Origin of the sequence: Gottfriedia acidiceleris, from assembly GCF_050457485.1 — a bacterium.
GTDB classification, from domain to species: Bacteria; Bacillota; Bacilli; order Bacillales; family Bacillaceae_G; genus Gottfriedia; species Gottfriedia acidiceleris_D.
Genome location: NZ_JBCMJM010000003.1, coordinates 476,341 through 491,792 on the forward strand (window position 1 = coordinate 476,341; position 15,452 = coordinate 491,792).

A 15,452-nucleotide genomic window follows, 5' to 3' on the forward strand; every position below is an offset into this window, starting at 1 on the left:
TTATCGATTTAATAAAATTACCAACCGTACTTCTTTTCACTCCATTTTTTTATAACTAAATCTTGTTTTACGAAAACAAGACTATTTTGTTCAATATCTTTATCGATGATTGCACCTGCTCCTAACACACTGTAAGCCCCTATTTTACATCCAGGCATAATAATCGTATTCACACCAGTTCTACAATAATCACCAAGATAAGCTGCATTTGAAAAATGTAAAGGTATTTCTTTTCGTCCATTAACCACGTGCTCAGTTTCACCGTCATCAAAACGTAATGTTCCACAAACTGTTGCAGCACCGATATCCGTATGACTGCCTATTGCGCCATAAAACTCCCCATAGTGATAAAGATACACCTTATCCATTACCATTCCGCCAAGGAACTCTGCACAGTGGTCGAATATACAATACGATCCAATTGAAACTCCATCATAAATCATACAATAATTACGTATGGCAGTTTGATCGCCAATAACTGCATTGCCATTGAAAATCGCACCATTATCTATGATTGTATTATCACCTACAATTAGGTTACCGTGAATGACAACTCGATCACCAATTGATGAATTCTTACCAAGCTTTACGTGACCATGAATGGTTGCATTTTCAGAAATCGTCGCACCTTCTGCTAGTTCGTTCTCTTTTATTGCATTACAAAAATGATTCACCATATATTCATTCGCTTCTAACATATGCCAAGGCTTATCGATATCAAAGAAATAGCCATTACACTCAATCGCTTGTAATTTTGTTTTCTCAAGTGATTTTAGTAGTGCAGCTTCGACGTATCGTTCTTTCGGAACACCCACTCCTACTTTTACATTTGGAAAATAATCTGGCGTTCTTCTCAATTCATCTAGTAATGACTCATCAAAAAGAAATCCCGCGAATTGATGGGTAATACTGTCACCACGGTAGTGAGCACCGATCGACTGAACATAACCATCCTTTATACTCGCACCGATCCAATTCCTTGAAGACTCTTCTAATTTTTTCAACAAAACGGTAGATTTGTTGGAATTAGCTAATTGCTTGAGATCCTTTTGTTCAATGATCGTATCACCGTAAAGAACTAGAAACTCCTTAGTACTTGAAAGTTTCTCAGCTCCCTTTACTAAACTTTCTGCACTTCCTAAGTTAGATTGATCAACTACAAATTTAATATTAACTATGTCGAATAGAAGATTCTCAATCTCCCTTTGATGTTCCTCATTAACGACAACAATAATCTCTTCTATTCCCATTGCTACAATGGATTCAATATTATAACGTATTAATGGCTTACCAGCGATTTTTATTGCTGTTTTGGAGCGAACTGCGTTGAAAGGATTCATTTTACTCCCTTTGCCTGCCGCAAGAATTACTGCACTTTTTACCATTCTAATACCTCGACTATAAAATTTTTTTACTTATATTCAACTAATCGAAATTTATTTTTGCCTGCTAATAAATAGGGCATTAAATCGTATGCAAAAGGATGAACAAATCCAATAACATTATGTTCAACGGATTGTCCTAAATCTTTTAATGAAATTTGTACCTCGCCCTCATATTGTGCACTTCGATTATTTAAAATAGAAACTGAATATTTTTCTCTTGGAGCACAGTAGCAATGAGGTACTTCCATTCCCCTTGTATCAGTTGCACGAATGAGATTTGCTGGTTGATCTACTCTTGAAATAAGAACCTGCTCGTTAATTTTCACCTTTGTCTGCTCGGGAACAAACTGATTAAAAACAACTGGAATTTCTATATAATCTTGTTTGTAACATCTAGCCATTTCTTTGAGCTCTGAAAAATCTGCAATTGAGTCACCAATTAACACATCATTAAAACCATTTGCAAATAACTCTAGCATGGCAATATGGCTAGGCAAGAAGCGGTGTTTTTCAATTGTACAAACTCCATGACCTAAATGGTGTAAATCTTTAGGCGATAGCTGTGATGCAACAAACCCTCCGACTGGCACACCGAATAAAGCAAACATATTGTTAATTGAGCGTATGTCTTCTAAAGACAATGCTGTATCTGGTAGAGGAAAAAAATTATGACAAGCTGTTAGTTGTCCGATATTTCCCTCTCGTTCTATTGTTTCTAAAAACTCACGACATTCGCGTAAAGCGTTTCCATTTTGATTATTAGAAGAAGACATTGAAGCATTTACTTCTATTTGGATCACCTGTTTATTTTTTGAAAGAAGTGCAACTTCTTCACTCGTAAACCCTCCATCGATGCGGAGCCTTGTGATGCCCATATTTTGTAATGCTGTAAGGTCGGTTAATGTACAACCCAACTCACTGAAAACTTCATCATTCATATCAGCTGACACAGTCATATTAAGTTGATTGCAATAACTAAATAATTCATTCCAAGTGTCCGCATTTACATTTAGTGCACCTTCAAAACCATGGTTATTTAAAATCAGTGAAACAAATACCTTTTTAAAGCCTAATGATTTAGCCTTTTCTAAATAATCTTTGATTTGATCCAAAGGATAAAAGTTGGGATACACACTAATTCCTATTTCACGCATATTCGATCGCCATTCCTTTATTTTTAATTTGAATTACTTGTATTTCTCACCAATAATGATGGCACCGAAAACTGGATCATAAAGAGGTGCAGAAAGTTCAACTTGGGGTAAAGCCACACTTAACTTATCCTTTAGTGTATCGAAATACTCAGCTGATTTCGTCAGCAAACTTCCTGCCACAGATAGGCGGAAATTAATTGAACCCATTTGTCGGCTGATTCCAATGACTAAACGAACCAACTTATCTAGTTCTCCTTCAACAATTGTACGAGCAGCTTCGTCACCTTTTACCCATGCTTCTAAAACGATTGGCGTACATGAAGCTACCTTATCAACCGGAATTGTATCTTCCAAGTATAATAAATCCATAAAATCTTCCGGAGAATTCAACTTAAAATGAGCGAGCAATTTTTCGGTAAATAAAGTAGGAGCAATTACTTTATCGTACTCATTCATAACAGCCGCGATTGCATGTAAACCGATTTGGAAACCGCCACCCTCATCACTTATTAATCCGCCCCATCCGCCTGAGCGTAATGTATTTCCTTTTGAGTCTATCCCCATAACAATGGAGCCCGTTCCAGCAATCATCAAAGCATCTTTTCGATCTCCATTCCCACCAACAAGAGCAATTTCTGCATCATTCACTACTTCTAGATGACAAGTAAAACCACTTTCTTTTAATGCATTCAAATAAATATCAATATCTTTCGGTCGATCTACTCCTGCAGAGCCTAGTACAAGAATCGCATTTTGTAAACGCTCTCCAAAATAAGAAACAAGCGATTCATATATTTCACTAAATACTGGTCTAAGCCCTTCTACACCGATGTTGTTATAATTTGACATTCCAAAATTTTGATCAAATAACGTTTCTCCATCTAGGCGTTCTTTGACCATAACTCTCGTTTTCGTTCCTCCGCCATCCATTCCGATTATCAATCTATTCATTATGTGTTGATCCATCCTTTCGTTTAGCTAATTAGTTATCGTATCAACTTATACAAATAGCTTTAATTTCAAACTTTTTCGTATCTTATTTCATCTTAATTTTCAAATTTGTTATGAATGTTTAGTTGCATTAATTGTAAAGTATACATTTCTCATTTACTAGGTGGATATTTTCTTCATATAAAGGAAAAAAACCACTTATTCAATGTGAACAACTCGTCAAGGTTTAGACTTGGAGATTATATAATGAAAACAAAAAAAGTACCCTATAGCTAGACTTTTTAATTGTCTACTCTAGAGAGTACTTTTTAATTGTATTTATATGTGCAGACTGTAATTGACAACACAAGGGCTGACACTTTTACAGTTCCAATATTCCATCAAGATTCTTTGACTCAAAGTTATCAAGCATTGCACGTACTTCATCTGTTGATGATGTATTCATTAATTGATTTCTTAATTCACTTGCCCCTCTAAACCCACGAACATATATCTTAAAAAAGCGATGGAGCGCCTTGAACGAACGCAGCTCTAAATGTGAATATTTATCATGGAGGTCCATATGCAATCTTAAGAGATCAAGTAGTTCCTTACTGCTATGTTCTTTCGGCTCCTTTTCAAAAGCAAATGGATTATGGAAAATACCACGCCCAATCATAATCCCATCAATACCGTATTGATGAGCGAGCTTTAAGCCAATTTGACGGTCAGTGATATCCCCATTGATCGTTAAGAGTGTATCGGGTGCTACTTCGTCACGAAGTTTCTTTATCTCCGGTATTAATTCCCAATGTGCATCCACTTTGCTCATTTCATCTCTTGTACGAAGATGGATCGACAGATTGGCAATGTCTTGTTTCAAGATGTGAGTTAGCCAGTCGCGCCATTCGTCTACCTCAGAAAAACCAAGCCTTGTCTTCACACTTACAGGTAATCCTCCTGCTTTTGCTGCTTGAATTAATTCTGCTGCAACTTCTGGACGGCGAATCAAGCCGCTTCCCTTTCCGTGCCCTGCCACATTAGGTACAGGACAGCCCATATTGATATCCACACCTTTAAACCCAAGTTCTGCCATTCCAATACTCATTTGTCGGAAAAATTCAGGCTTATCACCCCATATATGAGCTACCATCGGCTGTTCATCCTCTGTAAAAGCCAAACGCCCACGCACACTTTTGTTTCCTTCTGGGTGACAATAACTCTCACTGTTTGTAAACTCTGTGAAAAACACATCTGGTCTTGCTGCTTCACTTACAACGTGGCGAAATACAACATCCGTCACTTCTTCCATTGGTGCCAGTATAAAAAATGGTCGCGGTAAATCACGCCAAAAATTATCTTTCATATCCATTTTCAAATCCTCTCATTATGGGACTCCCGTCCAATCTCCTATCCCAAAATTAACAAGCAAGATGTCCTTGCTTATACTTGTACCTTTAGTCACTTATTATCTCCACGCCTTCAATCAGCAATCAAGTGATCTTAGTAATAAAGGTTTTGCTAAAAAACTTAAGAACATTAGAAGAACACTGGGTTCAATAGACTAGTGTCAGTTCCCTTCCTTAAGTACTAATTTCGCGACAGCTTCTACGTGACTAGTATGTGGGAACATATCCACTGGCTGTATTTCTACTGTTTTATAACCACCGTCTTCAAGTACTCGTAAATCTCTTGCTAATGTAGCTGGATTACATGATACATAAACGACTTTGCTTGGCTTCATATCAATGATTGTATTTAATAAAGCCTCGTCACAGCCTTTTCTTGGAGGGTCTACAACTAATACTTCTGCTGTAATTCCTTGCTTGTACCAATTAGGTATCACTTCTTCAGCTTTCCCTACTTCAAATTCAACATTTGTCATCTCATTAATCATTGCATTTCGTTTCGCATCTTCAATCGCTTCTGGTACAATTTCTACACCATAAACCTTTTTAGCCTTTTGAGCTAAAAATAAGGATATTGAACCGATTCCACAGTATGCATCAATAACTGTTTCACTACCGTTTAAGTTTGTATATTCGAGTGTTTTATCATATAAAACCTTAGTTTGTGTAGGGTTTACTTGATAAAATGATCGAGCTGAAATTTCGAAAGTAATATCACCAATCTTATCTTTAATTGTTTCACTTCCGTATAATACAATTGTTTGATTGCCTAGAATCACATTTGTTTTTTCATTATTTACGTTTTGAATAATACTTGTAATTGTTGGATATTTCTCAACAATTCTAGCTATTAATTCGTCTTTTTGAGCAAAGTTCAATTTTTTAGTTACAAGAACTAGCATTGATTCTTTTGTATAGTATCCATAGCGTGCCATAATATGACGCAATAGTCCTTTGTGGCTAACTTCATCGTATGGCTCGATTTTTAATTCTTCACATAGATCTTTCACGGATTGTATCATTTCATCATTTTCTTTTCCTTGAATGTAGCATTCATTCATTGGAATAATTTCATGACTTCTCTTTTGATAGAAACCAACAACCAATCCACCTTCTAGCTCCCCTACTGGGACTTGTGCTTTGTTACGGTAACTCCATGGATTTTCCATCCCTAACACTGGATGGATTACTACGTCATTAAGTTTCCCAATTCGTTTTACAACTTCTACTACTTGTTTATGTTTCGCCTCAAGTTGGCCATCATAGCTCATATGTTGAGTTTGACAACCACCACATTGATTGTAAATCGAACATATTGGTTCTACTCGTACATCACTTTCTTTTTGGAATTCAATTATTTTACCGAATCCAAAACCTTTGCTTGTTTTTAGCACCTTAATTTGTGCTTTTTCACCTGGAAGTGCATTTGGTACAAAGATTGGATATCCATCTACCTTAGCAACTCCATGTCCCTCATGGGTTAAATCGATAAATTCAACATCTATGAATTGATTCTTTTCTACAGGTAACACTCTTTTCGACAAGTCCCTTACCTACCTTTCAACCTTTTATTAAACCATTTCATTATACAAAATAAATAACCACGTTAACTACCGTGGTTACTTTTTCTAGTATTTACTACTATTTCACTTATTATGGTACATAGATTTCTAGGTGGTTGTAAAGCATATCGACAGTACATGGTGTTTCTCCACCATACTCACCATCAATATTTAATAGTAGTTTATCATCAGACATAATTTTTAAATGGCTTGCTCTTGTATAAAGAACATGTTCATTTTGTACATGCTGGCCACTTAATAGCTGAGCACATACTCTGATGATTTCAGCTATATTTGATTTCTTTAAGACTAATAAGTCAAATTGTCCATCATTAATACTTGCTTCAGGTGCAATTTTTTCAAATCCACCAACAGAATTTGTATTCGATAATAAGAACAAAAATGCTTCTTCATCAAATACTTTTCCGTCATACTCAATTTTTAATCGTGTAGGCTTAACTCTTGGTAACATTTCAATACCTTTTAAATAATATGCTAGCTGTCCTAACATTGTTTTTAGTTTACTAGGTACTTCATATGTTAATTCTGTAATTTTACCAGCAGCTAAAATATTTACAAAATATTTATCATCAACTCTTCCAATATCAAGAGGGACAGTTTGCCCATTTGTTATGACTTCAGCCGCTTCCATAATTGAAACATTCACACCAATTGCTCTAGCAAAATCATTTGTTGTCCCAACTGGGATTAATCCTAACTTTGGTCGATATTCTTGTTCTGCCATACCACTAATGACTTCATTAAGTGTTCCATCTCCACCGCAAGCTACAACTAAATCAAATTTTCGTTCACATGCTTCTCTTGCTGCGATTGTCGCATCACCTGCACCGGTTGTTGCATGACAAGAGGTTTCATAACCCGCTTGCTCGAACAATTGCAACACATCGGGAAGCTTTTTCTTAAAAATTTCACGACCAGAAGTAGGGTTGTAGATAATTCTTGCACGTTTCATCATTAACCATCCTACTTATTTATTTAAGTTCTCTAACTTATATCCTAACCTAAAAAGTTTTTGTAGTAAACTTTTTCCATTTACTTATCTATTTTTACCTTTCTAAAGCATGTTCAAACCCATATTGAAAAGCAATATTATATTATATTAAATTTATATTACATTCGTTTCTTTGCTATATTTTTCTATCGTTTTGAACAACTTAATCATTATAGTACATATTGATGATAAAAACATTAAAGTAGAATTAAGGATTGATAATGAGATGGAAAACAAACCGTTCGTGAATGTAGAGTATTTTGCTCTAAAAAAGTTAAAAATTTACCGAGATAGTGTTTTGCGTTTTTTATTAAGAGCAATAATGGCTAGTATGTTTATAGGCTTCGGAGTTATAGTGGCATTTAAATCAGGTAATTTTTTTCATGCTACGTATACACCTTTTGCCTACCCAATGGCTGCTATTACAATTACTGTCGCCATTCTTCTAATTGCATATGGTGGTGCTGATCTATTTATAGGAAATATATTTTATTTTGCCTATACTGCCATTAGAGGAAAAATGAATTGGCTAGAGGTGCTAAATTTGTGTCTTATTACTTACATTGGAAATATACTAGGTGCTGGTTGTTTTTCTTTATTAATTCATATAACAGGATTATATAACGACCCAACAGTAAAGTGGATATCCTTTTGTATGCACCAACAAGCCAACCATATTATTGAGTCATTTTGACCTTAAACAGTACAAAAAAACTACGGAGCTTATAGCCCGTAGTTTTTTGTATTGAAAATCTTATCTTTTTTGAATTTCTTCCATTAAGATCTTATTTAATAGTGGTGGATTCGCTTGGCCTTTAGTCGCTTTCATCATTTGACCAACAAGGAAACCAATAGCTCGGTCCTTACCATTTTTAAAGTCTTCAATTGATTGTGGGTTAGCATCAAGAGTTTCAATAACGATTTTACGAAGTGCGCCTTCATCAGATAATTGTACTAAACCTTTCGCTTTTACAATTTCATTTGCGTCTCCGCCGTTTTCGATTAACTCAGTGAATACTTTTTTCGCAATCTTAGAAGAGATTGTACCGTCTGTAATTAACTTAAGCATACTAGATAAGTTTTCAGGCGTTAAAGCAACTTCATGCAGCTCTTTTTGTGATTTATTTAAGTACGCTGAAACTTCACCCATTAACCAGTTTGATGCTAACTTTGCATCTGCACCATTGTTTACAGTTTCATCGAAGAAATCAGACATTTCTTTTGTTAAAGTTAATACCATTGCATCGTATGCTGGTAAACCTAATTGCTCCACATAGCGTTTTTGACGAGCATCTGGAAGCTCCGGAATACTTTGGCGAACACGTTCTTTCCACTCATCATCAATGTATAGTTCAACTAAGTCTGGTTCTGGGAAGTAACGGTAATCATCCGATCCTTCTTTTACACGCATTAAGATTGTAGTCTTTGTAGCTTCATCGTAACGGCGTGTTTCTTGTTGGATTACTCCGCCAGATAATAATACTTTTTCTTGGCGAACTTGCTCATGCTCTAGTCCTTTTTGAACGAAAGCAAATGAGTTTAAGTTCTTTAATTCTGCTTTTGTACCGAATTCCTCTTGTCCAAATGGACGTAAAGATATATTTGCATCACAACGAAGTGAACCTTCTTCCATTTTTACATCTGATACCCCACTGAATTGAATAATTGACTTAAGTTTTTCTAAATATGCATAAGCCTCTTCAGGAGTTCTCATATCCGGCTCAGAAACGATTTCAATTAATGGAGTTCCTTGACGGTTAAAGTCTACTAATGAATATCCTTCATCTGTATGATTTAACTTTCCAGCATCCTCTTCTAAGTGAACGCGAGTAATACCGATACGTTTCTTTTTGCCACCAACTTCGATTTCAATCCATCCATTTTCACCAATCGGCTTATCAAATTGAGAAATTTGGTAAGCTTTTGGATTATCAGGATAAAAGTAATTTTTACGGTCAAACTTTGTTTCAGTTGCAATTTCACAATTTAATGCCATTGCTGCCCTCATACCAAAGTTTACAGCTTCTTCATTTAATACTGGTAACACACCTGGATAACCTAAATCAATTACACCAGTGTTTGTATTTGGTTCTGCACCAAACGCATTAGGGCTTGGTGAGAAGATTTTTGATTTTGTTTTTAATTCTACGTGTACTTCTAAACCGATTATCGTTTCAAAATTCATCTTTCCCGCGCCTCCTTATAGTTGTGGTCTTTGTTTTGTAAAGTCAGTTGCTTGCTCGTATGCATGGGCAACTCTGTAAATTGTAGACTCATCAAAATGTTTACCTATAATTTGTAATCCTAATGGAAGACCATTATGGAAACCACAAGGAACAGAAATCGCAGGTACACCAGCTAAGTTAATAGGAATCGTTAAAATATCATTTGCGTACATTGTCATTGGATCACTAACTTTTTCGCCTACTTTAAATGCAGGAGTTGGTGTAGTTGGGCCAATAATAACATCATAGTTTTCAAATACTTTCTCGAAATCTTCTTTAATTAATGTACGTACTTGTTGAGCTTTTTTATAGTAAGCATCATAGTAACCAGAACTTAATGCATAAGTACCTAACATGATACGACGTTTTACTTCATCTCCAAAGCCTTCAGCTCTAGTTTTCTTATAAAGATCAATTAGGTTTTCTACATCAGCTGCACGATGACCGTAGCGAATACCATCGAAACGAGCTAAGTTAGCAGATGCTTCAGATGAAGAAATTAAATAATATGTAGCTAATGCATATTTAGAATGTGGTAATGAAACCTCTTCCCAAGTAGCACCTAAGCTTTCTAATAAATTTAAAGCAGCCATAACAGATGCACGAGCTTCTTCACCAACGCCTTCTCCTAAATATTCTTTAGGTACAGCGATACGAAGACCTTTTACATCACCTGTTAACGCCTTAGCAAATGAAGGAACTTCTACATTTGCTGAAGTTGAGTCACTTGTATCTAAACCTGAAATAGCTTGTAATAACAATGCATTATCTTCTACATTTCTAGTAATTGGTCCAATTTGGTCTAAAGAAGAAGCAAATGCTACTAAACCAGAACGAGATACACGACCATATGTAGGTTTTAAACCAACAACTCCACAAAATGAAGCTGGTTGACGGATTGATCCACCTGTATCAGAGCCTAAAGAGAATAATACTTCTCCAGCAGCAACTGAAGCCGCAGACCCACCGCTACTTCCGCCTGGTACGTATTCAGTATTCCAAGGGTTACGAGCACCACCGAACGCAGAATTTTCATTAGATGAACCCATTGCAAATTCATCCATATTTAATTTTCCGATCGTAATGCTTTCAGCTTGTGCTAATTTCGTAACAACTGTCGCATCATAAATTGGATTGAAGTTCTCAAGAATTTTACTCGCACAAGTAGTACGAAGACCTTTTGTAACGATATTATCTTTTACACCGATAGGCATACCAGCAAGGATTCCACGAGACTCATCCCAAGGCTTTTCATCAAGTGCTTTAGCTTGTATACGCGCTTGCTCTTCATTTAAAGTTAAAAATGATTTTACTTCACCATCAACTGCTGAGATTCGCTCATAAGATTCATTTACTAATTCTTCTACTTTAATCTCTTTTGATTTTAATTTGCTATGTAATTCCGAAACTGTATATTCAAATAATGACATTCTAATTTCCCCCCTTAATCCAATATTGTCGGTACTTTAACTTGTCCATCTTTGTGATCTGGTGCATTTTTCAGTACCTCTTCAATTGGTAAACCTTTACCTGGCTCATCTTTACGTAAAACATTACGCATTTTTAGAACATGTGTAGTTGGTTTCACATTTGTTGTATCAAGTTCACCTAACTGCTCAGCAAAATCTAAAATTGCTCCAAGTTGTTTTGAAAACTTCTCTGCTTCTTCCTCTGTCACCGCTAAACGCGCTAAATGAGCAACGTGCTTAACTTGCTCCATTGTAATTTTTGACATTTATATGCACCTCCATATTATTCGCACAACATACAATATACTGATAATACCAAATTTCCCATGTGTCGGGCAACATTCCACTTAAATACAAGTAAAATAATTACAGACTGTCCGCCAAACGCTCTCTTTCTTCGTTACTCACCTAACTGAAGCTCATTATCGTAAAGGATAACTCCGCTCCTCATTAGGCTAAACGAACCTCAAAAGACATTCGCTTGCAAACAGTCTGTACATCAAATTCTTACATATAAAATTAATCAAACGTTTGTTTAAATATGGACTAAAGTTTATTCGGCAGGGATTCTTGTTAGTTCAATTCCATATTTTTTAAAATACTCAACTGAATAATCATCCGGATAGCCTACATTATATACAACTCTAGTAATCCCCGCTCCATTTATCATTTTCGCACAAGCTCGACACGGTGCAGTTGTACAATAGATTGTCCAATTATCACCTTTTGTTTTTTGAATTCCTGATTGTACTAGTTGATAAATTGCATTTTCTTCAGCATGGAAAGCATCACAAGGATACTGATCTGAGTATTTACCACTATCTAATAACCCCTCTTGACGAGCAGCAAAGCGTGGACATCCCCCATCGATACAATGCTTAGCTCCCTTCGGATATCCATTATACCCAGAAGCAATTATTCTATTATCACTTACAATAACTGCTCCAACCCTTCTACTTCCGCAAGTTGAACGAAGAGAAGTTATAAATGCCTGTCCTAAAAAATAAGAGTCCCAATCATCACGAGTTCCTAAAGGAATTGAATCTACTAATTGAATAATTCTCTGTAAAATTTGCATGATATCCCTTCTCTCTGTTCACTATCGTTTATTTAAAATTATAGCATAATAATATGGGGAAGGACTCTGCATGAAAATATTTAGTATTAAGTTTTCATCAACAATGTGAACCATTTCTGATTACGCTAGTTTTTACATTTTTTCTATCATTTAAAATTACAAAGAAACCCACAAAGAATTTCTTCGTGGGTTTCATCTTTTAAAGGTTGTCCAAAAGACAAGCCTTACTATTTATTAAAGCATTTCTGAAGTTGTTTTACCTTGCATGTGAAGAACTAGGTAGTCTGGTCCGCCTGCTTTTGAGTCAGTACCTGACATGTTGAATCCACCAAATGGTTGGTAACCAACGATTGCACCAGTACATCCACGGTTGAAGTATAAGTTACCAGCGTGGAAATCTTCACGTGCTTTTTCGATGTTTGCACGGTTGTTAGAGATTACAGCACCTGTTAAACCGTATTCAGTGTTGTTAGCAATTTCTAAAGCGTGATCAAAGTCTTTAGCTTTGCAGAATGCTACAACTGGCCCAAAGATTTCTTCTTTCATTAAACGAGCATCTTCAGCAACGTCAGCAACGATTGTTGGTTTGATGAACCAACCAGTAGAATCGTCTCCTTCTCCACCTGTTACTACACGGCCTTCTTCACGTCCGATTTGTACGTAGCTCATTACTTTATTGAAAGCAGCTTGGTCATTAACTGGACCCATGTAAGTTGAACGGTCTTCTGGGTTTCCAACAGTTAATTCGTTTGTTAATTCGATTGCACGAGCAAGAACTTGATCATACACATCTTGGTGAATTACTGCACGAGAACATGCTGAACATTTTTGACCAGAGAATCCGAATGCAGATGCAACGATTGATTTAGCAGCTAATTCTAAATCAGCTTCTTTATCAATTACCATTGTGTCTTTACCGCCCATTTCAGCGATAACACGTTTTAACCAAATTTGACCTGGGTTTACTTTTGCAGCACGCTCATATATACGGATACCTACTTCTTTAGAACCAGTAAAGCTGATGAAACGAGTACGTGGGTGATCAACTAAGTAATCTCCTACTTCAGCACCACTACCTGGTACGAAGTTTACTACTCCTGCAGGTAATCCAGCTTCTTCTAATACTTCTAAGAATTTGTAAGCAACTACTGGAGTTGTACTTGCTGGTTTTAATAGAACAGTGTTACCTGTTACCACAGCAGCTACAGTTGTTCCAGCCATGATTGCAAATGGGAAGTTCCAAGGAGAGATTACAACGCCAACTCCTAATGGAATGTAGTTGAAACGGTTATATTCACCAGGACGGCTTTCAACAGGAATTCCGTCTTTTAATTGTAACATTTGACGAGCATAGAACTCTAAGAAATCAATTGCTTCAGCTGTATCAGCATCTGCTTCATTCCAAGGTTTACCAGCTTCTTTAGTTAATAAAGCTGAGAATTCGTGTTTACGACGACGAATAATTGCAGCCGCACGGAATAAGATGTCAGCACGAACTTCAGGTTTAACTTTTTTCCATGTATTAAAAGTTGTATCAGCAATTTGCATAGCTTTTTCAGCTAAGTCACGGCTTGCTTTAGATACAGAACCAATAACTTCTTTATGATTTGAAGGATTTACAGATACGATCTGTTCTTCTGTAAAGATACGCTCTCCACCAATGATTAGTGGATACTTTTCACCTAAATAAGATGAAACTTTTGCTAATCCTTGTTTGTATTGTTCTTGATTTTCCTCTAAGCCAAAGTTTGTAAATGGCTCATGTTTGTAAGGTATAACCATTGAATAAATCCCCCTTTAGTTTGAAAATAGCAACAACTGTAACCGTTTTTCTATCAGTTTTTTCAGTCAATTGCTAGTAGAATAACTACTGTATAAAAAACTCACATTTACATAATACAATATTCCTATATATTCTTCAAATATGAAACGCTTACAGATTCTTCCCTTATATAAAAAAAAAGGAAGAGTAGTCCTCTTCCTTTTAGTTATAAATATGCACACTTGGTTCCTTAGCATCTACATCTTTTACAATGAGTGCTTCCTGTCCATTTGATGAGAATATATTCGTCTCAACCTTTAAGTATGAAGGGAAATGGTCCATCATAAGTCCCGCTACATATTGAGTAAAAGCTATGACTTCTGCCTTACCATAAAATTGCATAGGTATATCAATTTTTAGTTGTATTAATTCATTATCCTTATAAAAACCAGTGCCTACAACACCAGTATAATTCGGAAAATAATTTTCTATATCTGATTTAAAATTAACCATTTTCATTGCATCATCTCGGTAATCTGCAGTTGCAGCAGCTGAAGGGAATAAATAATATTTCTCATTTATTTTATCCCAATTGCTAATTGTGAAGTCATTTCCAGAAACTGAAGTCATAGCAACATAGTTTCCAGGTACGACAGATGACTGACTTTGCTGACGGAAAATAGCAAATGTGATTGGTATATCTTTAAATTCGTCCATTTTTCGCACTCGCGTCAAAATTTCTTGAGCGATCGCTTTACCTTGTTTAATCATTTCATCTTGAGGAATTTTAAGCTCTCTTGGGTAGCCGTGCTCCTCTTGATAATAATAAACAGAGTTCATTGCTAAACCAATAGCTACACCCTCAACTTTAACTTCTTTTCCGTCCTTTTTTAGATAATCCTGCTCTAAAATAGAATTTAAAAATATCGGAGCTTGTTTAGCTTTTTGATCTTCAGTAAGATTTTTTGTATCCGTTAGAATTGGATTCAATCCATCATTTGTAATCGAACTTGGTTTTAAATTTGCGCTCTTAAGTGCATCTTGTTTTTGTTTAAATTGTGAAGGAGTATACTTCCTTTTTAGCCAAGATTCCACCGTTTTTTTACTTAATAATTGTCCTTCTTGATACAGGTAATCTTTTGTTGAATATTGCTCTTGTACAATTCGCATTAAACCTAATTCAAATTCACTAATATCAAGTCTATTATCGATATTTGCAACGACAGCACCTCTTGTTTTACTCGGTTTAAATGGAAGTATTGTCTTGTAGTAATCATTTGAAATTGAATAACGGGGTATAATTGCGTCTTCCCCTTTTTTGTTATTGCTCTCTTGTACAACCTTATCTTCATTCTTTATTGATAATGAACAGCCAGATAAGATGAGCGAAAAACAACATAGGAGCATTCCTATACGTTTTTTCATCTAACTCACACCTTCTACTTATTAAGTGAACGAACTACTAT

Annotated in this window: 13 protein-coding genes; 1 reads left to right on the forward strand and 12 read right to left on the reverse strand. The window is 35.8% G+C overall.

Annotated features, from left to right (window positions below; all coding sequences use genetic code 11):
• Positions 1 to 17: 17 nt before the first annotated feature.
• From ABEY15_RS04780 to ABEY15_RS04805, 6 genes are all read right to left on the reverse strand, one after another.
• Positions 18 to 1,385 (reverse strand): sugar phosphate nucleotidyltransferase, encoded by a 1,368-nt coding sequence (locus ABEY15_RS04780; protein WP_429888793.1) that lies wholly within the window; start codon positions 1,383 to 1,385, stop codon positions 18 to 20.
• A 26-nt stretch (positions 1,386 to 1,411) separates the two neighbouring features.
• Positions 1,412 to 2,539 carry a MupG family TIM beta-alpha barrel fold protein gene (locus ABEY15_RS04785; RefSeq protein WP_429888795.1) on the reverse strand — a complete coding sequence of 376 codons (1,128 nt, stop codon included), beginning with the start codon at positions 2,537 to 2,539 and terminating at the stop codon, positions 1,412 to 1,414.
• Positions 2,540 to 2,572: 33 nt separating this feature from the next.
• Positions 2,573 to 3,490: an N-acetylglucosamine kinase gene (locus ABEY15_RS04790; protein ID WP_429888797.1), complete on the reverse strand. Its 918-nt coding sequence runs from the start codon at positions 3,488 to 3,490 to the stop codon at positions 2,573 to 2,575.
• A 361-nt stretch (positions 3,491 to 3,851) separates the two neighbouring features.
• The gene (locus tag ABEY15_RS04795; protein ID WP_429888858.1) at positions 3,852 to 4,835 is read right to left on the reverse strand and encodes a tRNA dihydrouridine synthase; all 984 of its coding nucleotides are present in this window, start codon (positions 4,833 to 4,835) and stop codon (positions 3,852 to 3,854) included.
• A gap of 204 nt (positions 4,836 to 5,039) precedes the next feature.
• Positions 5,040 to 6,422 carry a 23S rRNA (uracil(1939)-C(5))-methyltransferase RlmD gene (rlmD, locus tag ABEY15_RS04800; protein WP_429888798.1) on the reverse strand — a complete coding sequence of 461 codons (1,383 nt, stop codon included), beginning with the start codon at positions 6,420 to 6,422 and terminating at the stop codon, positions 5,040 to 5,042.
• 109 nt (positions 6,423 to 6,531) lie between these two features.
• Positions 6,532 to 7,416, reverse strand: coding sequence for a diacylglycerol kinase (locus ABEY15_RS04805; RefSeq protein WP_129690707.1), 885 nt, complete (start codon positions 7,414 to 7,416; stop codon positions 6,532 to 6,534).
• Positions 7,417 to 7,678: 262 nt separating this feature from the next.
• Between ABEY15_RS04805 and ABEY15_RS04810 the strand changes: the two genes are divergently transcribed.
• Positions 7,679 to 8,146, forward strand: coding sequence for a formate/nitrite transporter family protein (locus tag ABEY15_RS04810; RefSeq protein ID WP_429888800.1), 468 nt, complete (start codon positions 7,679 to 7,681; stop codon positions 8,144 to 8,146).
• Between the two features lie 60 nt (positions 8,147 to 8,206).
• Here ABEY15_RS04810 and gatB read toward each other — a convergent pair whose 3' ends face one another.
• The 6 genes from gatB to ABEY15_RS04840 all read right to left on the reverse strand — a co-directional run bounded on the left by gatB (position 8,207) and on the right by ABEY15_RS04840 (position 15,411).
• Positions 8,207 to 9,637: an Asp-tRNA(Asn)/Glu-tRNA(Gln) amidotransferase subunit GatB gene (gene gatB / locus ABEY15_RS04815; RefSeq protein ID WP_098565610.1), complete on the reverse strand. Its 1,431-nt coding sequence runs from the start codon at positions 9,635 to 9,637 to the stop codon at positions 8,207 to 8,209.
• 15 nt (positions 9,638 to 9,652) lie between these two features.
• Positions 9,653 to 11,107, reverse strand: coding sequence for an Asp-tRNA(Asn)/Glu-tRNA(Gln) amidotransferase subunit GatA (gatA, locus tag ABEY15_RS04820; RefSeq protein ID WP_429888801.1), 1,455 nt, complete (start codon positions 11,105 to 11,107; stop codon positions 9,653 to 9,655).
• A 14-nt stretch (positions 11,108 to 11,121) separates the two neighbouring features.
• Positions 11,122 to 11,412 (reverse strand): Asp-tRNA(Asn)/Glu-tRNA(Gln) amidotransferase subunit GatC, encoded by a 291-nt coding sequence (gene gatC / locus ABEY15_RS04825; RefSeq protein WP_429888802.1) that lies wholly within the window; start codon positions 11,410 to 11,412, stop codon positions 11,122 to 11,124.
• A 287-nt stretch (positions 11,413 to 11,699) separates the two neighbouring features.
• A complete protein-coding gene (locus ABEY15_RS04830) occupies positions 11,700 to 12,224 on the reverse strand; it encodes a deoxycytidylate deaminase (RefSeq protein ID WP_429888803.1) in 525 nt (174 codons plus the stop codon).
• 234 nt (positions 12,225 to 12,458) lie between these two features.
• Positions 12,459 to 14,006: an L-glutamate gamma-semialdehyde dehydrogenase gene (pruA, locus tag ABEY15_RS04835; protein WP_335485249.1), complete on the reverse strand. Its 1,548-nt coding sequence runs from the start codon at positions 14,004 to 14,006 to the stop codon at positions 12,459 to 12,461.
• Between the two features lie 202 nt (positions 14,007 to 14,208).
• Entirely contained in the window at positions 14,209 to 15,411 is a 1,203-nt protein-coding gene (locus ABEY15_RS04840; protein WP_429888805.1) for a CamS family sex pheromone protein, read from the reverse strand.
• Positions 15,412 to 15,452: the final 41 nt, after the last annotated feature.

Coding starts and splice junctions, on each gene's coding strand:
- ABEY15_RS04780 (WP_429888793.1), bottom strand. CDS start 1,385: ATGGTAAAAAGTGCAGTAATTCTTGCGGCAGGCAAAGGGAGTAAAATG.
- ABEY15_RS04785 (WP_429888795.1), bottom strand. CDS start 2,539: ATGCGTGAAATAGGAATTAGTGTGTATCCCAACTTTTATCCTTTGGAT.
- ABEY15_RS04790 (WP_429888797.1), bottom strand. CDS start 3,490: ATGAATAGATTGATAATCGGAATGGATGGCGGAGGAACGAAAACGAGA.
- ABEY15_RS04795 (WP_429888858.1), bottom strand. CDS start 4,835: ATGAAAGATAATTTTTGGCGTGATTTACCGCGACCATTTTTTATACTG.
- ABEY15_RS04805 (WP_129690707.1), bottom strand. CDS start 7,416: ATGATGAAACGTGCAAGAATTATCTACAACCCTACTTCTGGTCGTGAA.
- ABEY15_RS04810 (WP_429888800.1), top strand. CDS start 7,679: ATGGAAAACAAACCGTTCGTGAATGTAGAGTATTTTGCTCTAAAAAAG.
- gatB (WP_098565610.1), bottom strand. CDS start 9,637: ATGAATTTTGAAACGATAATCGGTTTAGAAGTACACGTAGAATTAAAA.
- gatA (WP_429888801.1), bottom strand. CDS start 11,107: ATGTCATTATTTGAATATACAGTTTCGGAATTACATAGCAAATTAAAA.
- gatC (WP_429888802.1), bottom strand. CDS start 11,412: ATGTCAAAAATTACAATGGAGCAAGTTAAGCACGTTGCTCATTTAGCG.
- ABEY15_RS04830 (WP_429888803.1), bottom strand. CDS start 12,224: ATGCAAATTTTACAGAGAATTATTCAATTAGTAGATTCAATTCCTTTA.
- pruA (WP_335485249.1), bottom strand. CDS start 14,006: ATGGTTATACCTTACAAACATGAGCCATTTACAAACTTTGGCTTAGAG.
- ABEY15_RS04840 (WP_429888805.1), bottom strand. CDS start 15,411: ATGAAAAAACGTATAGGAATGCTCCTATGTTGTTTTTCGCTCATCTTA.